Origin of the sequence: Bradyrhizobium nivariense, assembly GCF_029846695.2 — a bacterium.
In the GTDB taxonomy this organism is placed as follows: domain Bacteria; phylum Pseudomonadota; class Alphaproteobacteria; order Rhizobiales; family Xanthobacteraceae; genus Bradyrhizobium.
Window position 1 is genome coordinate 70,362 of sequence record NZ_JARWCR020000020.1, and the last position, 19,492, is coordinate 89,853.

Genomic DNA, 19,492 nt, shown 5'->3' on the forward strand with positions numbered 1-19,492 from the left:
GGGTCGCGCCTGTTTTCTCAGTTGCCTGTTGAGGCTTCGATCTTCGTTGAATCATTGGTCTTTTCAGCCCGCTCTTTGGTTTCGGCGGCCGGCTCTTTTGTTTCCGGTGCCTTGACGGATTCCGTGACCGCTTCCTTGATTTCCGGCTTGGTCGTTGCATCGGCGGCCGGTTCGGCCTCCTCGCTTTTCGCGGGAGCGCCGGAGATCGCAAACCGCATCCGCATCCAGGCGCCGCGCTGGCCCTCGCGGAAGTCGGAAGCGTCCTTCAGTTCGATGCGCCCGCCGTGGTCTTCCAGCACGCGGCCGACGATCGCGAGCCCAAGGCCGGTGCCCTTGGCGCGTGTTGTCACATAGGGCTCGAGCAGGCGCGAGCGCGCCACCTTGGGCAGGCCGATGCCGTTGTCGACGACGTCGATCAGGACGTCCTCGCCCTCGCCCGAGACCACGACGTCGATCCGGCCTTTGCCGAGCTCCTCCAGGGGGACCTGCTCGATCGCCTCGGTGGCGTTCTTGACGATGTTGGTGACCGCCTGCGAGATCAGCCGCCGGTCGAACTGGGCGCGCAGCGGGTCTTCCTTGAACTCGGCCTCGATATCGATCTCGGGATGGGCGACCTTCATCAGGAACACCGCCTGCCGCACGGTGTCCACGACGTCCTCACCCTCCATCACCGGCTTCGGCATCCGCGCAAAGCGCGAAAACTCGTCGACCATGCGGCGGATATCGTCGACCTGGCGCACAATGGTATCGGTGCACTGCTCGAAGATCTGCTTGTCCTTGGCCTCGGTGATGGCCTTGCCGAATTTGCGGCGGATGCGCTCGGCCGAGAGCTGGATCGGCGTCAGCGGGTTCTTGATCTCGTGGGCGATGCGGCGCGCGACGTCGCCCCAGGCCGAGGTGCGCTGCGCCGAGACCAGCTCGGTGATGTCGTCGAGCGTGATGATGTAGCTGTCGTGCGGCTGGCTGGTCTTCTCGGCGCTGACGCGGACCGACAGATTGCGTTCCTGCCCGTCGCGGGTGATCGTGATCTGGCCCTGCACCAGGCGCTGGGTCCCTTCCCGCGCCGTCTTCATCATCTCCTCGAGCTCCGGCAGCACGTCCGAGAGCGGATGGCCGAGCGTCTCGGCTTCGGAGTGCCCGATCAGCTTTTCGGCGGAACGGTTGAGGATGCCGACGCTGCCTGAGGTATCCACGCCGATGATGCCGGCGCTTGCGGAGGATAGCACCGCCTCGATGAAGCGGCGGCGGCTGTCGATGAGGTCGCTGGCGTTGACGAGCTCGTCGCGCTGGCTGCGCAACTCCTCCGTCATCTTGTTGAAGGTTTCGCCCAGCTGGGCGAGGTCGCCTTCCGACTGGTGCACCGGCACCTTCACATGGAGATCGCCGGTCGAGACCGTCTGGGCCGCGTTCATCAGCCGCCGGATCGGCGAAACCAGCGAGTTGGCGAAGTTGAGGCCGATCAGCACCGAGGCCATCAGGATGGTCAGTGCGATCACCGCGAACATCAGCGCGAACGCGACCTGAATGCCGAGCCGGCGCGACTCGATTTGGGCGTATTCGGCGACGCTGACCTCGGTCTGCTTGAGCTGGTTGACGACGTTGGGATCGAGCGGCCGCGCGACGTAGAGGAAGGTGTCGCTGAAGGCGCGCAAGCGGACCACCGCGGCGACGAAGCTCGCATCGGGCAGCACCGCGATCTCGGGCTCGGATTCGTTGACGTTGCTGAGGAAGTCCGGTGCCGGCGGCGAATAGGCCAGCCGCATGCCGGTGTCGGCGGATTCGAGAATGTTGGTGTTCTTGTCGATGATCATCGCGCCCGGCAAATTGCGCGAGCCGGCGCTGGAGGTCAGCAGCTCGCGGAACGAGCGGCGATCCTGGTCGTAGAGCGGCCGCGCATGCGCGATGTCGTTGGCCATGCCGAGAATATCGCCGCGAATCAGCTGCGCATGGTCCTGCATGTAGGCCCGGGCGATCGTCAGCGAGTTCTGGATCACCTCCTTGGTCGGGCCGGAGAACAGGCGGTCGAGGCCGCGCTCGATGGTGACGTTGGCGACGACGGCGACCAGCACCGCGGGCAGCACCGCCACGATCGAGAACAGGCTGACGATCTGGACATGGAGGCGCGCCGCCGCCCTGCCCCGCCGTCGCGCCAGGATCAGCTGCCAGAGCTCGCGGATGATGATCCCGACCAGCAGCAGGATCGTGCCCGCATTGATCAGATAGAACGAGCGGACAACCGCCGGCGTCGGCTCGATGTTCGTCAGTCCGGTCAGGACCACGAAGGTCAGGAAGGCCGACAGCAGTGCCAGCGCCACGGCGAACGGCGCCAGCCAGCGTCGCGCCGACCAACGCCGGGGCTCTTCCGCTGGGGCCGTGTCAAAGGATGCGGCCGAGGTGTCTGCGCTGATCATTCCGGCAATGGGTGCTGAAAACGGGGGGCCGCGGCGGGGCGGACACTGATGTATTCGTACCACATTGTTGCCGAATTGCGACAATTCCGCGGCGCTCCCGCCGCGACCGACCGGCGCATCCACAGGCTGCTCCCTTGACAGACCTAGCTTGCGGGAACGGATGCCCGCCCCGGCGGCTTGACCGGCATGGATAGATTCTTTCTCGCGGTAATGGTGTCGGCCGTGCTGCTTCTGATCGTGGCCGCCGACCTTCTGGTCAACGGCCCCGGTCTGCAGGAGCCGTCGGCACATGTCGCCAGCATGATGCCGGCATCAGACCGGTCTGTCAGATAGGGCTGAGGCCGCGTCCCGCGGCTGGATGACCATTTGAATGTTCCAGCGGAACATTTCAGTCTGATCAGGACTTCTGTCCACCGCGTCAGCCACAACGGCCAACGCGATCCGGACAGGCTCAGCTCCGCTTTGGTAGGGGGAGCTGAGCCACCGTCCGTTCCGCGAAGACTAATTTAGCCCCCGCTCCGATAGACCTGGATATCGAGATCCCGGATCTTCTTCCGCAGCGTGTTGCGGTTGAGGCCGAGCAGATCTGCGGCGCGGATCTGGTTGCCGCGGGTGGCGGCGAGTGCGGCCGTGAGCAGCGGCACCTCGATCTCCTTGAGGATTCGGTGATAGAGGCCGGGCGGCGGCACGCCGTTCGGGAAGCCCTGGAAGTGCGAGGAGAGATACGCCTCCACGGCACCGCCGAGATTGTCGACGCCCTGCTGGACTGCGGCACCCGGGCTGATCGTGGGTGGCGCCAGCTCGCCGTCGATGACCGAGCCCGTGATCACGTCCTGCGGATAGAGCGCCGCGAGGCGACGGGCGAGGTTCTCGAGCTCGCGCACGTTGCCCGGCCAGCGGTGCTGCTTCATCCGCTCCAGCGCCAGCGAGTCGAGCTTTTTCGGCGGCAGTCCGTCCTTCTCGGCGAGCGCGAAGAAATGACGGATGAGATCGGGCAGATCCTCGATGCGCTCGCGCAACGGTGGCAGCCGCAGCGGCACGACGTTGAGGCGGAAGAACAGATCTTCGCGGAACAGGCCCTGTTGGATCAGCACGCGCAAATCCTTGTTGGAAGCCGCGACGATGCGCACGTCGGTCTTGATCGGGGTGCGGCCGCCGACCGTGGTGTATTCGCCCTGCTGAAGCACGCGCAACAGGCGGGTCTGGGCCTCCATCGGCATGTCGCCGATCTCGTCGAGAAACAGCGTGCCGCCTTCGGCCTGCTCGAACCGGCCGGAGGCGCGGGTGTTGGCGCCGGTGAAGGCGCCGCGCTCATGGCCGAACAGTTCGGACTCGATGAGGTCGCGCGGGATCGCCGCCATGTTGACCGCGACGAACGGGCCGTTGCGGCGCTTGCCGTAGTCGTGCAGCGCGCGCGCCACCAGCTCCTTGCCGGTGCCGGACTCGCCCGTGATCATCACGGTGAGGTCGGTCTGCATCAGGCGCGCCAGCACGCGATAGATTTCCTGCATCGCCGGCGAACGGCCGACCAGCGGGATCGCCTCCATCTCGGCGTCCTCGTTCGGCGTCGAGACCCGCTCCTTCGGCTCGGCCAGCGCGCGACCGACGATGGCGATCAGCTCCTTCAGGTCGAAGGGCTTTGGCAGATATTCGTACGCCCCGCGCTCTGAGGCGCGGATCGCCGTCATGAAGGTGTTTTGCGCGCTCATGACGATGACCGGCAAATTCGGCCGCATCTTCTTGATCCGCGGCAACAGGTCGAACGCGTTCTCGTCGGGCATCACCACGTCGGTGATGACGAGATCGCCCTCCCCCTGGCTGACCCAGCGCCACAGCGTCGCGGCATTGCCGGTCAGCCGCACTTCGTAGCCGGCGCGGGATAGTGCCTGATTGAGAACCGTGCGGATGGCGGTGTCGTCATCAGCAACGAGAATGCTACCTGCGGGCATCGTTAATCCTCATTTTGCCCCCTGTGACGCAGACGACGACTTCCCGGCAGAGCCGTCGCGACTGCTTTGATCGGCATGTTTCACCGATGTGGAATACATCGGCATCAGCACGCGGAAGGTGGTCTTACGCGGCTGAGATTCGCATTCGATGATGCCCCCGTGATCTCCGATGATCTTTGCGACCAAGGCGAGACCCAGACCCGAGCCGGTCTGCTTGGTGGTTACAAAGGGATCGAACAGGTTGGGCAGAAGATCGTCCGGCACGCCTGGTCCGTTGTCCTTCACGCAGAATTCGAGCGGCAGGGATACACGGGATTTTTGACCGGGGACTGACAGGCGCACGCCGGGACGGAACGCGGTGGTGAGCTGGATCTCGCCGTCGGAAACGTCGATCAGGGCTTCGGCGGCGTTCTTGACCAGATTGAGGAACACCTGGATGAGCTGATCCTGGTTCGCCAGCACCGGCGGCAGCGACGGATCGTAGTCCTCGACGAATCGGATGTTGCGGGCAAAGCCGGACTGCGCCAGCCGTTTGACGTGATCGAGCACCGAATGAATGTTGACGGGACCGCGCACCACGGGACGTTCGTCGCCGAACACCTCCATGCGGTCGACCAGCGTCACGATGCGGTCGGCCTCGTCGCAGATCAGCCGCGTCAGCATGCGGTCTTCCGAGGAGGCCTGCTGCTCCAGAAGCTGGGCCGCGCCGCGGATGCCGGAGAGCGGGTTCTTGATCTCGTGCGCCAGCATCGCGGCGAGCGCGATCACCGAGCGCGCGGCGCTGCGATGGGTGAGCTGGCGGTCCATCTTGTCGGCGATGGAGCGCTCCTGGAGCATCACGACGATATGGCCGGGCCGCTCCGTCAGCGGGGCTACATGCAGATCGACCTGGCGGTCTCCGCCCATGCGCGGCGTGCCCAGATCGACCTTGTATTCGTTGACGGGCGCGTTCGACGAGCGCACCTGGTCGATCAGCGCCAGCAAAGGACTGCCGAACGGCACCAGCTCTTTCAGCGACTGCCGCTTCAAAAACTGCGTCGAGATATCGAAGAAGGCTTCGGTTGCGATGTTGGCGGCGACGATCTTGCCGTCCGGCCCGATCATGAGCACGGGATTGGGAAGTGCGTCCAGGATGGCGTCGCTGTCGGACGGAAGCGGCCGACGATGTTCAGCGGCTGAGCTCATGCAGCGGCGCTCCATGCGAAGTCGTCGAAGGCATCTTGCAGTGACCGGTGGACGAGGCGCGGATCCTCCGAGGTGAGGATCTTCTGGCGCCAGGATTTCAGCTTCTCGGCCGGCGCACGGCTCACATCGGCCGCGACATCGAGCGCCCAGCCGAGATGTTTTCGTGCGTGCCTGAGACCGATGCGCAGGCCGTAGAGCGCGCAGACGCCCTCGTAGAGCGTGCGGACATAATGCAGCTGCGTCTCGAGCGACGGTGTGGCTTCGGCGGCCCCGCCCTTCAGGCGTCGGCCGATCTCGCCGGGCAGCCAGGGCTGGCCCTGCGCGCCGCGGCCGATCATCACGGCATCGGCGCCGGAGGCCTCGAGCGCCGCGAGCGCCTTCTCGTAAGTCGTGATGTCGCCATTGACGACGAGCGGAATGGAGATGGCCGCGCGCACGGCGCGGATCGCGTCCCAATCGGCCTCGCCCTTGTAGAACTGGCAGCGGGTGCGGCCGTGCACGGTGACCAGCTTGATGCCTGATGCTTCCGCGCGCCGCGCCAGTTCCGGCGCGTTGCGGCTGCGGTCGTCCCAGCCGAGCCGCATCTTCAGCGTCACCGGGACCTTCACCGCCGCGATCGTCGCTTCGATCAGGCTGACGGCATGGTCGAGGTCGCGCATCAGGGCCGAGCCGGACTGGCCGCCGGTGACGTGACGGGCCGGACAGCCCATGTTGATGTCGATGATGTCGGCGCCTTCGGCTTCGGCGATCCGGGCACCCTCCGCCATCCAATGCGTCTCGCAACCGGCGAGCTGGACCACGTGCGGACCGATTCCGGTGGCTTCGCAGCGCAACCGGGACATCCGATGGCCGTTGGCGAGTTCGTCGCTGGCCGTCATTTCGGACACGACCAGGCCGGCCCCGAGCTCGGCGGCCAGCCGGCGGACGGGCGAGTCAGTCACCCCCGACATCGGCGCCAGGAAGACCGGAGTGGCGACATCAATGTCGCCTATTTTCAGCGGCTTAGAGCCTGATACTGCCGAACCGGTCACAGGGATCTCGTTACGTAGGCAGGGCATCATCGCGCCTGCCATGACCTATCTTGCGCACAATTCTTGTGCAGTCAAGCGTCATGCCTACAGTTTAGACAGTTCTGCAAAGCTTTCAAGTGCAGTGCAACAAAATGCTGTTTCCCACAATCCGGGGAAACCCCCTTTTTTTGCGGGCCTGCCGTGCTAGAGGCATGCGGCAATCACCCCACTCCCCGACTCTCTTCATCACCAAATGAGTATTTGAGTCCTATGGCGAAATCACAGCGCACCGCAGTCGTTCTCGTCGCGGCCGGACGCGGCCTGCGCGCAGGCGCCGGTGGTCCCAAGCAATATCGCGAGATCGGCGGTGTGCCCGTGATCTATCGCGCCATGGAGGCCTTCAGCCGCCACGCGGACGTGTTTGCGGTTCAGCCGGTCGTGAACCCCGACGACAGCGCCATCTTCACGACAGCGGTCGCAGGGCTCAGGCACGAGGTCCCGGCCAATGGCGGCGCGACCCGGCAGGCCTCGGTGCTCGCCGGTCTCGAAGCCCTCGCCAAGCACAAGCCCGACATCGTCCTGATCCACGACGCCGCGCGCCCCTTCGTCTCGGAAGGCGTGATCACTCGCGCGATCGATGCGGCCAGCCGCACCGGCGCCGCGATCCCCGCCGTTCCCGTCACCGACACCATCAAGCTTACCGGCGAGAACGGCAATGTCGAGGACACGCCGGACCGGGCCCGGTTGCGAATCGCGCAGACGCCGCAATCCTTTCGTTTCGAAATCATCCTCGAGGCGCATCGTCGCGCGGCCAAGGACGGGCGCAGCGATTTCACCGACGATGCCGCGATTGCCGAATGGGCGGGATTGACGGTTGCAACCTTTGAAGGCGATGTTGCCAATATGAAACTCACCACCCCTGAGGATTTCGTGCGCGAGGAAGCGCGGCTGGCCAGCCTGCTCGGCGACATCAGGACCGGCACGGGCTATGACGTGCACGCTTTCGGCGAGGGCGACCATCTCATGATCTGCGGCGTGCGCGTGCCGCACACCAGAGGCTTCCTGGCCCATTCCGACGGCGATGTCGGCCTGCATGCGCTGGTCGACGCCATCCTCGGCGCGCTTGCCGACGGCGATATCGGCTCGCACTTCCCGCCCAGCGATGCGAAATGGAAGGGCGCCTCCTCCGACCAGTTTTTGAAATACGCCATCGAGCGCGTCACCCAGCGCGGCGGCCGCATCGCCAATCTTGAGGTGACGATGATCTGCGAGCGGCCGAAGATCGGCCCGTTGCGCGACACCATGCGGGCGCGCATCTCCGAGATTTCCGGCGTCGACATCTCCCGCGTCGCGGTCAAGGCGACCACCAGCGAGCGGCTCGGCTTCACCGGCCGCGAGGAAGGCATCGCGGCCACCGCGAGCGCCACCATCCGCCTGCCATTCAACGACAAGAATTGGAGCATGTAGGATCATGGGCGGCAGCGACGCACGCGCCCTTTCCCGTTCGCTGCTCGATCTGTGCCGCATGCGCAAGCTGACGATCGCGACCGCTGAGTCCTGCACCGGCGGGCTCGTGGCGGGCGCGTTGACCGACATCCCCGGTTCCTCTGATGTCATCGACCGCGGCTTCGTCACCTATTCCAACGACGCCAAGCGCGCGATGCTAGGGGTCGAGGCGGGCACGCTCGCGAATTTCGGCGCCGTCAGCAAGGAGACCGCAACAGCTATGGCGGTCGGCGCGCTGGAGCGAGCCGGCGTCGATCTCGCCGTCGCCATCACCGGCATCGCCGGCCCCGGCGGCGCCACGCCGGGCAAGCCGGTCGGCCTCGTTCACTTTGCCGTCGCCGCGCGCGACGGTCGCATCGTCCACCGCGAGCATCGCTTTGGCGCCATCGGCCGTACCGCGGTGCGCGCCCGCTCGGTGGTCGAGGCGCTGCGCATGCTGATGGACCTCGCCCGCGGGCCGCAAGTTACGGCCAAGCCGAAACGCGCCGCCGCAGCAACCCGCCTGCGACCACGTGTGACGCGCTCGCCGCGCCGGCACGCCGTGAAGCGCAGGACTCCGCGCTCGCCGCGGGGTTGAGATCCCTCACGCAGCCGCGAGCAACGCACTCGCATGATCGAGCACGCATTGCTTGACCGCATCGGCTTCGGACGGCTTCGCCTTTGCGCTGACCGTCAATTCCAGGATCGGCGCTGCCGGATTGGCGACGTCGACGACCTTGGAGACGCGGACGGCAGGCTCTGCCTGATCGTCGATGCGGGAGTCGCTGCGCAACTCCTTCAGGATCCGGTCGGCTAGCGCATTGGCAGCACCTGCCGGGACCGGAAACGCCACGGTGACCTCGCCGGTGCCGGGATAGGCGCTGTGGTTGACGATGGCTGCGCCCCACACCTGCCCGTTCGGCAACAGGATCTGCGTGTTGTCGGGCGCGACCAGTTCCGTCATGAACAGCGACAGCGACTTCACCTTCCCAGCCTTGCCGGCGACTTCGACGTCATCGCCAATGTGGAAGGGCCGGAACAACAGCAGCATCACGCCGGCGGCGAGATTGGACAGCGTGCCCTGTAACGCGAGCCCAATGGCGAGTGATGTCGCGCCCAGCACGGCAACGAGGCTCGCGGTCTGGATACCGAACAGTTGAAGTGCGGCGATGCCGACCACTGCCAGCACGCCATAGCGCGTCACGCTGGAGACGAACAACGTCACGAGCGGATCGACCCGATGCCCGACGTTCAGTACGCGCGTGACGAAACGCTGCATGGTGCCGGACAGATACCAGCCCACAGCGAGCAGCAGGATCGCGTAGATCGCATTCAATCCGTACAGGACCAGCGATGCTTTCAGCGTGTCGAAATTGATGGTCATGAGGTCTCCAACCCGGGACAATCCCGAGAGAACTCGTGGCGGCGCGAAATGATCCCTGCGATTGTCGTGGAGGGAACACAAGTAGCGCGGATGGAGCGAAGCGCGATCCGGAGCTACCATCCGTTGTGTTGCCCGACGGGCAAAACGCACAAATAACGGGTCAATCCGCCCAAGCGAAAATATTCCACTTTACCGAAATTCGGCTTTGGCGTAGTCATGCGCCACCTCATCCCTGTCAGAGGGGCGTATCGCGATCGTCACGAAACGCGGGATGAGCTGCGGTGGACGCAGGCAGCATCGGCGCGAAGGGCATCGTAGGGCGGGCAACCGTGAGCGAAGGCGTCGCGCGCACGACCGGTGCTATCAGCGTACGGCAAAACCGTGTCGTCCCCCGGGGAGAACACGGCATAAGCCGTCAAACCACTGCGCAGGGAAGGCCGTGTGTTGGGCTTCACCTGTATGCCGCTGTGCAGCCTCTTGTAGCGCAACCTTCGCACAGTGGACCGTGGGTGCCTGCCGGCACCCGGTCTTCCCTGCGCCCTTGACAATTGGGGGCGGCGCCAAAAAGCAAACTCGGGCGAGATACGTCGCGAGACTGCAAACCTGTGTTTGCAGATGCGCAACATTGCGCGTGCGATGATGCCGCAGGAGATCGAGCAGGCCGCGGCCGTATTATGCCTCGCAGCCGCCGGATGTGGTGAAGGCGGTGGATTGATCATCTTCGTCATTGCGAGCGAAGCAAAGCAATCCAGAGTCTCTCCGCGGAGGGATTCTGGATTGCTTAGTAGCAAGTCCTCGCAATGACGGCGGAGGGAGTGTGCCCCATCGCAACCACTACGACGACGCCAGCTTCCGCCGGCCGTAGATCGCGTCCGCCCGCTTCTCGAACGCGATGGAAAATCGCGCGAATGCGGCGTCGAACATCGAACCCATCAGCAGCGCCAGCATGCGGCTCTTGAACTCGTAGGCGAGGAAGAAACCGACGTCGCACACGCCACTGCCCTCTTCTTGGCCTTTGGGCTCGAACGTCCAGCGGTTTTCCAGATTGCTGAAGGGACCTTGCAGATATTCGACCAGGATCTTCAAATTGGCACGGTCGAGCGTCACGCGGCTGGTGAAGGATTCCTTGACCAGCTTGAACGACACCGTCATGTCCGCGACCAGCACCTCGGTGCCGTCGGGTTTCGCCATGCGCTGACGGACCTTCAGCGTGCTGCACAGCGGCACGAATTCCGGGTAGCGCTCGACATCGGCGACCAGATCAAACATCTCGGACGCGCTGTGATCGACACGGCGCTTGCTCGAAAATTTAGGCATGGCGATTCAGCGGGCCGTCGCGGCCCGCGCGGCCTTCAGTCTCGCAAAATTCTCGCCGGCATGGTGCGACGAACGGGTGAGCGGGCTCGCCGACACCATCAGGAAGCCCTTGGTGTAGGCGACCTTCTCGTAGGACGAAAACTCGTCCGGCGGCACATAGCGCATCACGGCGTGATGCTTGCGGGTCGGCTGCAGGTATTGCCCGATGGTCAGGAAATCGACGTCGGCGGAGCGCAGATCGTCCATCACCTGCTGCACCTCGTGGCGCTCCTCGCCGAGGCCGACCATGATGCCGGACTTGGTGAAGATGGTGGGATCGAGCTCCTTGACCCGCTGCAACAGCCGGATCGAATGGAAATAGCGCGCGCCCGGCCGCACCGTGAGATAGCACGACGGCACGGTCTCGAGATTGTGGTTGAACACGTCGGGCTTCGCCGCGACGACGACCTCGAGCGCGCCCTCCTTGCGCAGGAAGTCGGGCGTCAGGATCTCGATCGTGGTCGAGGAGCACGCGGCGCGGATCGCGCGGATGGTCCGGGCGAAATGCTCGGCGCCGCCATCAGTGAGATCGTCGCGGTCGACGGACGTGATGACCACATGGGCAAGGCCGAGCTTGGCCACAGCCTCGGCGACGTTCTGCGGTTCGGCCGCGTCGAGCGCGTTCGGCATGCCGGTCTTGACGTTGCAGAAGGCGCAGGCGCGGGTGCAGGTGTCACCCATGATCATGAAAGTCGCGTGCTTCTTGTCCCAGCACTCGCCGATATTCGGGCAGCCCGCCTCCTCGCACACCGTGTGCAGGCCGTTGGCGCGCACGATGTTGCGGGTGTCGGCATAGCCGCGGGTGTTGGGCGCGCGCACGCGGATCCAGTCCGGCTTCGGCGGCGAAGCGGAATCGGGGCGGTTCACCTTTTCGGGATGACGCGGGCGCAGCGGGTTCGAGATGGTATCGACAATAACGACCATGGGGTGTCCGGTCTGTTCAGGTCCTACCTAGTCGGTCTCGCCACGCATCGCAACCCGGCTCGCCCTGCTTCAGGGAACATGGCAGATATGGGCAATATCCTGCTCTGTTCTCTGGCGATTCTCACCTCGAATGGCTCCAGTCTCGAAGACCTCTATTCCCCGGCTCGGCAAAGCCTTGAAGCGTGCCTTTTTCGCGCGCAACGTCCACGAGGTCGCGCACGACCTGATCGGTGCGACCATGCTGGTCGACGGCGTCGGCGGCCTCATTGTCGAAGTCGAGGCCTATCATCATACCGAGCCGGCGGCGCACTCCTACAACGGCCCGACGCCGCGGAACCAGGTGATGTTCGGCCCGCCCGGCTTTGCCTATGTCTACCGCTCCTACGGCATCCATTGGTGCGTGAACTTCGTCTGTGAGGAAGAAGGCTCGGCCAGCGCCGTCCTGATCCGCGCGCTGGAGCCGACGCATGGCATCGCCGCGATGCGTCGCCGCCGCCATGCGGTCGATCTGCAGACCTTGTGCTCGGGCCCGGGCAAGCTGACCGAAGCGCTCGGCATCACCATCGCGCACAATGCCCTGCCGCTGGACCGTCCGCCGATCGCGCTGCATGCGCGGACGGAGGATTTGGAGGTGGTGGCCGGAATCCGGATCGGCATCACCAAGGCCGTCGAGCTGCCCTGGCGCTATGGCGTCAAGGGCTCGAAATTCCTCAGCAAGCCGTTTCCGAAGTCGGCCTAAGAGGCCAGCTTCAGCCGCTCCAGCGCCTCCAGCAGCTTGGCCTTGCGGGCGAGTGCGGCCTCACGCTTCTCGCGCTCCTCCTCGACGACCTCCTCGGCCGCGTTGGCGACGAATTTCTCGTTCGCCAGCTTGGACTCGGCGCGCTTGACGTCGGCGTCGGCCTTCCCGATCTCCTTGTCGAGGCGCGTGCGCTCGGCGGCGACGTCGATCACGCCCTTCAGCGGCAGCGCAGCCACCTCGCCGCGCACCAGAAGCTGGACCGCGCCGTCGGGCGCACGGTCGGCGAAGGATATGTCCGACAGCCGCGCCATGCGCTTGATGACGTCGCTCCAGCGCGGCGCGCGCTGCTTCGTCTCGGCCGAGGCGCCCGCGAGCACCAGCGCCGTCAGCGTTGCCGGCGGAATGTTCATCTCGGCGCGCACCGAACGGATCTGCGTGACGAGGTCGATCACCCAGCCGATCTCAGCCTCGGCCGCGGGATCGGTGAAGTCGGCATGGTCGAAGATCGGCAGCACCCAAGCCGGCGAGACGAACGCGTCAGTCGTGCCCGTCGTCGCCGCGAGCATCGCAAGCTGCTCCGGCGACGGTGCGGACGGCTTCAGCGGCCACGGTGCCAGCGCGAGCAGACCGTCGCGCTTGGCCGTGACCTCCCACAGCTCCTCGGTGATGAAGGGCATGAAGGGGTGCAGCAGTTTCAGGATTTCGTCGCGCGCCCAGGCCACCATGGCGCGGGTCTCGGCCTTGGCAGGGCTGTCCGGACCGAGCAGCACGGGTTTTGCGAGCTCGACATACCAGTCGCAATAGACGTTCCAGACGAAGCGGTAGATGCTGCCTGCGGCATCGTTGAAGCGATAAGCCTCGATCGCCTCGGTCACCTCCCGCGTGGTGTGCGCGCTCTCATGCGCGATCCAGCGGTTCAGCGTCTCCTTCGCCTTCGCGGGCTCGAATCCTTCGGGCACGACGCAATGGTTCATCTCCGCGAAGCGGGACGCATTCCAGAGCTTGGTCGCGAAATTGCGATAGCCCTCGACACGGCTGGTGGCGAGCTTGATGTCGCGCCCCTGCGCCGCCATCGCGGCCAGCGTGAAGCGCAGCGCGTCCGCGCCATATTCGTCGATCAGGTTGAGCGGATCGATGACGTTGCCTTTCGACTTCGACATCTTGGCGCCCTTCTCGTCGCGGACGAGGGCGTGGATGTAGATCGTCGAGAACGGCACCTCCTTCATGAAGTGCAGGCCCATCATCATCATGCGGGCGACCCAGAAGAAGATGATGTCGAAGCCGGTCACCAGCGCGTTGGTCGGGTAGTAGCGCTGCACCTCCGGCGCGTCTTCGGGCCAGCCGAGGGTCGAGAACGGCCACAGCGCCGAGGAGAACCAGGTGTCGAGCACGTCCTCGTCGCGGGTGATGAAGCCTTCGCGCTTGTTGCGGTCGAGCGCCATCTCGCGGCCCTGCTCGACCGTGATGACTTCCTGCTCGACGTAATAGCCGAGGGCGTGGCTGACGGCCTCCTCCTCCGTCTCGGCGACGAACACCTTGCCATCAGGACCGTACCAGGCCGGGATCTGGTGACCCCACCAGAGCTGGCGCGAGATGCACCAGGGCTGGATGTTCTCCATCCACTCGAAATAGGTCTTGTCCCAGTTCTTCGGCACGAAGGTGGTTTCGCCCGAACGCACCGCGGCGATCGCGGGCTTCGCCAGCGTCTTGGCGTCGACATACCATTGGTCGGTGAGATAGGGCTCGATCACCGTGCCGGAGCGGTCGCCATGCGGCACCATGTTGGTGTGCGGCTCGATCCGCTCGACGAAGCCGAACGATTCCAGCCGCTCGACGATGCGCTTGCGCGCAGCGAAGCGGTCGAGCTTGTTGAACTCCTCGGCGAACTGCGAGGCACCTTCCGGCAGGTCGCGCAGATAATCCTCGTTGTCGAGGAGATCGAGGCAACCTTCCCTGTCGATGACGCTGATCCGGCCCAGGCCATGGCGATTGCCGACTTCGAAGTCGTTGAAGTCGTGCGCCGGTGTCACCTTGACCGCGCCCGAGCCCTTCTCCGGATCGGAATAGTCGTCGGCGACGATCTGGATCTTGCGGCCGACCAGCGGCAGGATCACGTTCTTGCCGACCAGCTTCTGATAGCGCTCGTCATCGGGATGCACGGCAACGCCGGTATCGCCGAGCATGGTCTCCGGGCGCGTGGTGGCAACGACGATGAAGCTCGAGGGATCGTCGGGGCTGAAAATCTTGCCCTCGATCGGATAGCGCAGGTACCAGAGGCTGCCCTTGACCTCGGTCTGCTGCACTTCGAGATCGGAGATCGCGGTGAGCAGCTTGGTGTCCCAGTTCACCAGCCGCTTGTCCTTGTAGATCAGGCCGTCGCGGTGCAGCTCGACGAACACCTTGACGACGGCCTTGGACAGGCCCTCGTCCATGGTGAAGCGCTCGCGCGACCAGTCGCAGGAGGCGCCGAGCCGCTTGAGCTGGTTGATGATGGTGTCGCCGCTCTCGGCCTTCCACTGCCAGACCCGCTCCAGAAACTTCTCGCGACCCATCTCGCGGCGTGCGGGCTGCTGGCGCTCCATCAGCTGCCGCTCGACCACCATCTGGGTGGCGATGCCGGCATGGTCGGTGCCGGGCTGCCACAGCACGTCGCGGCCGCGCATGCGCTCGAAGCGGCACAGGATGTCCTGGAGCGTGTTGTTGAGGGCGTGGCCCATGTGCAGCGAGCCCGTCACGTTCGGCGGCGGGATCACGATGGTAAAGGGCACGGCGTCGCGGCGGTCGGGGCGGCCGGCCTTGAAGGCAAGGCTGTCCTCCCACACGACGGACATGCGGGCTTCGATATCGGCGGGCTGGTAATTTTTCTCGATCATGGGGCTGCTAGAAAGCCGCGCGCGGGGTCCAAGTCAACGGAAAGGTCAAAGGAAAGCCAGGCGGCAACAAGGCTTTCCGGTCCGGTCGGGAGGCCGAATATGACGCACAAGCAGGGTTTTATGAGGGCTCTGCGGCCCGATCTACCTGCCGCCGCGCGATACCCGCTCGATTTCGGCCTTCACGATGCGTTCTACGAGGCCCGGCAAATTGTCGTCGAGCCAGGACTTCAGCATCGGACGCAGCATCTCCTTGACCAGATCCTCCAGCGTCCGCGCATTGCTGCTGAGGACCGTGTGGGCCAGGGAATTGAAGGCGGATTCGACCGCCGAGACCGTCGATTGTGCCAGGATCGGCTGTTGGGGCGGCAGCGGCGGCGCATCGAAGTCCACTGGCGCATAGGACGCCGGCGTCGGACGCGGCGGCGATTCGGCGAATTCGAGATCGTCGCGCGGCTCGACCTTGCGGAAGCTCGGCGGCGGCGGAGGCGGCGTCGGCTCCATCGCCATCTCGTCGGTCAATTCCAGCACGTCAGGCTCAGGTTCGGGAGCACGGATTTCCGGCGCAGGCGTGGCCGTGTCGAGCCCCGCCAGCAGCGCGTCGATATCGTCCTGATTGTTGGATGCATCCGCCTCAGGTGCGGGGGGCGGCGGCGGTGCCTGCTTTGCGGCCGGAGGTGGTGCGGGCTTCTCGGCGGCCGGTTTGGCCGGCGCGACCTTGGATGGCGGAATGTCGTTGATCGCCTGCGGCTTCGGCGGCGCGGCGGGGGCGGCAGCTTTCTCGGGCTTGGCGGCCTCAGCCGGCGGCGGCTTGGCCTCATCGTCGGCAATGATGCGCCGGATCGAGGCCAGAATCTCCTCCATCGAGGGTTCTGTGACCTTTGCAGGCTGCGTCATCTCCGACTCCACATCCTCAACGCCCTCGCATGCGTTATTTTACACCAAGCACGCCAGGATTGGCCGGTTCCGGACTGGTGGCCCGACATTTTCGTCGTGACAGCCAGACTTGTCCCCAGATCACGGCTCAACGTACGGCCGTGCGCCCTACCCCCGGCCCCGAGCTTTACGCAAACGACATCAGATGCGGGGCGAATCGACCCGCAACTTCTTGGCAAGGCTATGTCAGGGAATTTGACGATTGCAAGCAAAGCGCCGGTCGGCCTCGATTATTCGCGAGGCCGACCTGATCGCTACGGGAATCAGCGCCCGTCAGGCGTGCGCACGCCGGCCCAGCTGTCGCGAACCTGCTGGTAGTGCACGCTGGGATCATAGACCGTGGTCGCAAGGCCAAGCACCTGCGGCGCGAGACGACCGACCGCGTTGAGCACCGAATAGGACGCAACCACGCGGTCATGCTGGGCAGTGACGAGCGCAACGCGCGCGTTCACCAGCGCCTGCTGCGCATTGAGCACGTCGAGGGTCGTGCGCTGCCCGGCCTTGGCCTCTTCACGCACGCCGTTCAGTGCAATCTCGGACGCCGTGACCTGCGCCTGCGCGGACTGCACCTGCGCCTTGCCGGCTTCCAGCTGGCCCCAGGCCTGCACAACGTTGGCGCGGGTCTGATCGCGGGTGGTTTCGAGATTCAATCGCTGCTGCGCCAGATTCTCTTTCGATTGGCGGATGAGCGAATATTCTACACCGCCCTGATAGATCGGCACAGCGACTGTCGCGAGGGCGGACGCGGAACTCGTTCGGAAGATCGTCAGCTGCTGCTGGTAGGCTGTGCTGGCAGTAGCCGCGACCGTGACCGTCGGCAGCAGCGCGCCCTCGCTGATCTTGACCTGGAGATAGTTGACGTCGATGCCGTACATCGCCGCCGTGACGCTGGGGTTCTCCACCAGGCTGAGACTGACCGCAGAGGGAAGCGTCCGCGGCAGGAAGCGGTCGACCGGCGACCCCGGGGCGAGGGCTACCGGCTCATTGCCGATGATGCGGCGGAAGTTTGCGCGCGTGGTGGTCAGATTCGATTCGGCGGTGAGCTCCTGCGTCTTGCCGGCTGCCAGCTGCGCCTCGGATTGGGCGACGTCAGTGCGGGTCACCTCCCCGACGTTGAAGCGGTCTCGTGTCTGCTTGAGGGTCTGCTCGAGCACGCGCACGTTGCTGCGTTGAACTTCCAACGTCGCCGAATCACGCAAATAATCCATGTAGACGGTTGCGCCCTGCAGCAGGACCGTCTGCTCGAGCACACGCAACGCCTCGCGCGACCCCGAGACCTGGCTCTCCGCCGCGCGCGTCCTGTTGGCGGTCTGATTGCCGTTGTAGAGCGTCTGGCTGACGGTCAGGCTGGCGCTGTTGGGCTGAAGCAAACCGGAGATCGACTTGGGGGTGGGGGGGACGACGTTCTGCGTCGCCTGGACGTCCTGATATTGATACCCGGTGCCGAGGGTCACATTGACCTTGGGGCGGTAGCCCGACAGCGCCTGCGGCACGTTCTCGTCGGTCGAGCGCGCCTGGGCGCGCTGCGCGTTGAGCTGCGGGTTGTTCTGATAGGCGCGCACCAGCGCGGCCTCGATCGTATCCGCCAAGGCAGGCGTCGGCCCGGCAAGCGCCAGCAGCAGGACCGAAACCGCTGCTCCGGTGAAGAGCTTCACCCCATGCATCCCAAAAATTCCGTTCATTCTAACGCCCGGCTCGTGCCCGCGAGCTGGGTTCCCGTCTACGAGTGGAGTCGTTGCCCCGTCGCAACATAGGACGCGGTCAAGCGCGACGGAACTACCTGAGGGTGGTTCTCGGTGGAAACTCTTCACGTGCAGCATCCCGGCCACACTTCTGATTCAGAATGGGATTTTAACGGGCCAAAGCGGCTATCGGGCCGTCAGAACACGAAGGCGGCGGCCCGTTCCAGCCCCGGAAGGACCGGGGCCGCGGCATCGAACAGCGCCCGATGGCCGAATTCACCGTGGCTATGGGTCACCATCATGGCTCGCGGCGGCCTGGATTCGGCCGAGACCCCCACCAGGCGCCCACCCTCCTTGAGCTGCCCGAGCAGCCCCGCCGGCGTCACCTCGGTGGCGCCGTTGAGGACGATCACATCATAGGGAGCAGCAGCGGCATCACCCTCGCTGCAGGCCGCGGCCTTGCAGGCAACGTTGGCAAGCCCGAGGGCGGCGCAGGCGTCCTTGGCCTTCGCGGCCAAGGCCGAATCGCATTCCGTCGCGGTGACCTGGCGCGCGAGCTTGGCGGTCAGCGCAGCGAGATAGCCCGTGGCGCAGCCGACGACCAGCACGTTGTCACCCTCGCCGATTTCGGCGGCCTGGAGCAGCTTGCCGGTCAGCTGCGGCTTGATCAGGAACCGCTTGGCGGTGCCTTCGCTCACGTCGAGATCGAGGTCGAGATACGCCAACGCCTGCCTGCCGGCCGGCACGAAGGCCTCGCGCGGAACCATCAGCATGGCGTCGAGAACACGACGGTCAGTGACGTCATTGGTGCGCACCTGGCCATCGACCATTTTTAGGCGCGCGGTCGAGAAACCGGACATTTGCGGACCCTGCAAGGCGGACGATGCCGCGGACGAAAGTTGGCCGCATCTTTGGAACATGCCCGGCGAAAACGCAACACGGCATGGCCCCCGAGGATCGGGGCCTTCCGTCACTCTCTGCGTCGAGGGCGAGGCTTATTCGATCGTGACCGCGAGGCGGCCGATCAGTGCGGCGACTTCATCCAGCCGTGCCGAATCGTGTGTCTCGACCGCACGCGCCAGACAGGCGAGGCATTCATCGTCGCTGAGCTCGGGAACGTCTGCCGGCAGAATCGAGGGGGCCGTTTCGGAACGGTGGACCTGGACGTCTGGCATGGGAATCAGCTCCGTAAAAATCCGGCACCGGCGAAGCTCGATTCGAATTGAGTCGATTTGGCGCCGCTCCCGTGGCGCGACGGGGCCATCGCGCACCAACGGGTGAATGTGATTCCACGCGGAGATCGGCAAGCATTGTTCAGAGATCGCCGCAACGAGATCGTGCATCACGCGAAGGCGCGGGCATAACTCATTGAATTTGCGATGGAATGGCTCCCCGGGCAGGATTCGAACCTGCGACCATCCGATTAACAGTCGGATGCTCTACCGCTGAGCTACCGAGGAAAAGGGCGAACCCGTCGTTCGCGCGCGGCTGCGTATAACAAAGCCGCTTGCGCTTGCAAAGGACGAATTCGCTATCGGCACATTGCGGCGAGGAAGGGCTC

16 protein-coding genes and 1 tRNA gene are annotated in these 19,492 nt (G+C 65.0%); 4 read left to right on the forward strand and 13 right to left on the reverse strand.

Going from position 1 to position 19,492, the window contains the following annotated elements:
• Positions 1–17: 17 nt before the first annotated feature.
• Complete coding sequence (locus QCM77_RS18585) at positions 18–2,411, reverse strand: sensor histidine kinase (RefSeq protein ID WP_279664581.1); 2,394 nt, start codon at positions 2,409–2,411, stop codon at positions 18–20.
• 186 nt (positions 2,412–2,597) lie between these two features.
• On the opposite strand from QCM77_RS18585, the gene QCM77_RS18590 reads away from it, so the two are divergent.
• Complete coding sequence (locus QCM77_RS18590) at positions 2,598–2,744, forward strand: hypothetical protein (protein WP_279664584.1); 147 nt, start codon at positions 2,598–2,600, stop codon at positions 2,742–2,744.
• Positions 2,745–2,917: 173 nt separating this feature from the next.
• On the opposite strand, the gene ntrC is transcribed toward QCM77_RS18590, so the two are convergent.
• From ntrC to dusB, 3 genes are read right to left on the reverse strand one after another with little or no spacing between them, the layout of a single operon-like run.
• Positions 2,918–4,360, reverse strand: a complete 1,443-nt coding sequence (gene ntrC, locus QCM77_RS18595) for a nitrogen regulation protein NR(I) (protein ID WP_279664586.1) — start codon at positions 4,358–4,360, stop codon at positions 2,918–2,920.
• Between the two features lie 9 nt (positions 4,361–4,369).
• On the reverse strand, positions 4,370–5,545 hold the full coding sequence (locus tag QCM77_RS18600; protein ID WP_279664588.1) for a two-component system sensor histidine kinase NtrB: 1,176 nt from the start codon (positions 5,543–5,545) through the stop codon (positions 4,370–4,372).
• Complete coding sequence (gene dusB, locus QCM77_RS18605) at positions 5,542–6,543, reverse strand: tRNA dihydrouridine synthase DusB (protein WP_279664729.1); 1,002 nt, start codon at positions 6,541–6,543, stop codon at positions 5,542–5,544. The genes QCM77_RS18600 and dusB overlap by 4 nt, the downstream gene beginning before the upstream one ends.
• Positions 6,544–6,825: 282 nt before the next feature.
• Here dusB and QCM77_RS18610 point away from each other — a divergent pair, with 282 nt between their 5' ends.
• Positions 6,826–8,022, forward strand: a complete 1,197-nt coding sequence (locus QCM77_RS18610) for a bifunctional 2-C-methyl-D-erythritol 4-phosphate cytidylyltransferase/2-C-methyl-D-erythritol 2,4-cyclodiphosphate synthase (protein ID WP_279664591.1) — start codon at positions 6,826–6,828, stop codon at positions 8,020–8,022.
• 4 nt (positions 8,023–8,026) lie between these two features.
• Complete coding sequence (locus QCM77_RS18615; RefSeq protein ID WP_279664593.1) at positions 8,027–8,638, forward strand: CinA family protein; 612 nt, start codon at positions 8,027–8,029, stop codon at positions 8,636–8,638.
• Positions 8,639–8,644: 6 nt separating this feature from the next.
• Here the strand turns inward: QCM77_RS18615 and QCM77_RS18620 are convergent, their stop codons facing one another.
• The 3 genes from QCM77_RS18620 to lipA form a co-directional block, all read right to left on the reverse strand.
• Positions 8,645–9,424: a mechanosensitive ion channel family protein gene (locus tag QCM77_RS18620; protein WP_279664595.1), complete on the reverse strand. Its 780-nt coding sequence runs from the start codon at positions 9,422–9,424 to the stop codon at positions 8,645–8,647.
• 834 nt (positions 9,425–10,258) lie between these two features.
• Positions 10,259–10,741, reverse strand: a complete 483-nt coding sequence (locus QCM77_RS18625; protein ID WP_279664597.1) for a type II toxin-antitoxin system RatA family toxin — start codon at positions 10,739–10,741, stop codon at positions 10,259–10,261.
• Between the two features lie 6 nt (positions 10,742–10,747).
• Complete coding sequence (lipA, locus tag QCM77_RS18630) at positions 10,748–11,704, reverse strand: lipoyl synthase (protein WP_279664600.1); 957 nt, start codon at positions 11,702–11,704, stop codon at positions 10,748–10,750.
• A 130-nt stretch (positions 11,705–11,834) separates the two neighbouring features.
• Between lipA and QCM77_RS18635 the strand changes: the two genes are divergently transcribed.
• On the forward strand, positions 11,835–12,443 hold the full coding sequence (locus QCM77_RS18635) for a DNA-3-methyladenine glycosylase (protein ID WP_279664602.1): 609 nt from the start codon (positions 11,835–11,837) through the stop codon (positions 12,441–12,443).
• Here the strand turns inward: QCM77_RS18635 and QCM77_RS18640 are convergent.
• From QCM77_RS18640 to QCM77_RS18665, 6 genes are all read right to left on the reverse strand, one after another.
• Entirely contained in the window at positions 12,440–15,316 is a 2,877-nt protein-coding gene (locus QCM77_RS18640; protein ID WP_279664604.1) for a valine--tRNA ligase, read from the reverse strand. The two genes, QCM77_RS18635 and QCM77_RS18640, sit on opposite strands and share 4 nt — an antisense overlap.
• 141 nt (positions 15,317–15,457) lie before the next feature.
• Complete coding sequence (locus QCM77_RS18645; protein ID WP_279664606.1) at positions 15,458–16,210, reverse strand: PopZ family protein; 753 nt, start codon at positions 16,208–16,210, stop codon at positions 15,458–15,460.
• 302 nt (positions 16,211–16,512) lie between these two features.
• The gene (locus QCM77_RS18650; RefSeq protein ID WP_279664732.1) at positions 16,513–17,913 is read right to left on the reverse strand and encodes a TolC family outer membrane protein; all 1,401 of its coding nucleotides are present in this window, start codon (positions 17,911–17,913) and stop codon (positions 16,513–16,515) included.
• Positions 17,914–18,128: 215 nt separating this feature from the next.
• Positions 18,129–18,791: a protein-L-isoaspartate O-methyltransferase family protein gene (locus QCM77_RS18655; RefSeq protein WP_279664608.1), complete on the reverse strand. Its 663-nt coding sequence runs from the start codon at positions 18,789–18,791 to the stop codon at positions 18,129–18,131.
• Positions 18,792–18,926: 135 nt separating this feature from the next.
• Positions 18,927–19,106, reverse strand: a complete 180-nt coding sequence (locus QCM77_RS18660) for a hypothetical protein (RefSeq protein ID WP_279664610.1) — start codon at positions 19,104–19,106, stop codon at positions 18,927–18,929.
• A gap of 210 nt (positions 19,107–19,316) precedes the next feature.
• A tRNA-Asn gene (locus QCM77_RS18665) sits at positions 19,317–19,391 on the reverse strand.
• Positions 19,392–19,492: the final 101 nt, after the last annotated feature.

Excerpts from the sequence above, each read along its gene's own strand:
- QCM77_RS18645 (WP_279664606.1), bottom strand. The coding sequence starts at position 16,210 with ATGACGCAGCCTGCAAAGGTCACAGAACCCTCGATGGAGGAGATTCTG.
- QCM77_RS18635 (WP_279664602.1), top strand. The coding sequence starts at position 11,835 with ATGGCTCCAGTCTCGAAGACCTCTATTCCCCGGCTCGGCAAAGCCTTG.
- QCM77_RS18590 (WP_279664584.1), top strand. The coding sequence starts at position 2,598 with ATGGATAGATTCTTTCTCGCGGTAATGGTGTCGGCCGTGCTGCTTCTG.
- QCM77_RS18610 (WP_279664591.1), top strand. The coding sequence starts at position 6,826 with ATGGCGAAATCACAGCGCACCGCAGTCGTTCTCGTCGCGGCCGGACGC.
- ntrC (WP_279664586.1), bottom strand. The coding sequence starts at position 4,360 with ATGCCCGCAGGTAGCATTCTCGTTGCTGATGACGACACCGCCATCCGC.
- QCM77_RS18615 (WP_279664593.1), top strand. The coding sequence starts at position 8,027 with ATGGGCGGCAGCGACGCACGCGCCCTTTCCCGTTCGCTGCTCGATCTG.
- QCM77_RS18625 (WP_279664597.1), bottom strand. The coding sequence starts at position 10,741 with ATGCCTAAATTTTCGAGCAAGCGCCGTGTCGATCACAGCGCGTCCGAG.
- QCM77_RS18650 (WP_279664732.1), bottom strand. The coding sequence starts at position 17,913 with ATGCATGGGGTGAAGCTCTTCACCGGAGCAGCGGTTTCGGTCCTGCTG.
- QCM77_RS18585 (WP_279664581.1), bottom strand. The coding sequence starts at position 2,411 with ATGATCAGCGCAGACACCTCGGCCGCATCCTTTGACACGGCCCCAGCG.
- QCM77_RS18655 (WP_279664608.1), bottom strand. The coding sequence starts at position 18,791 with ATGTCCGGTTTCTCGACCGCGCGCCTAAAAATGGTCGATGGCCAGGTG.
- lipA (WP_279664600.1), bottom strand. The coding sequence starts at position 11,704 with ATGGTCGTTATTGTCGATACCATCTCGAACCCGCTGCGCCCGCGTCAT.
- QCM77_RS18620 (WP_279664595.1), bottom strand. The coding sequence starts at position 9,424 with ATGACCATCAATTTCGACACGCTGAAAGCATCGCTGGTCCTGTACGGA.
- QCM77_RS18660 (WP_279664610.1), bottom strand. The coding sequence starts at position 19,106 with ATGCCAGACGTCCAGGTCCACCGTTCCGAAACGGCCCCCTCGATTCTG.
- QCM77_RS18600 (WP_279664588.1), bottom strand. The coding sequence starts at position 5,545 with ATGAGCTCAGCCGCTGAACATCGTCGGCCGCTTCCGTCCGACAGCGAC.
- QCM77_RS18640 (WP_279664604.1), bottom strand. The coding sequence starts at position 15,316 with ATGATCGAGAAAAATTACCAGCCCGCCGATATCGAAGCCCGCATGTCC.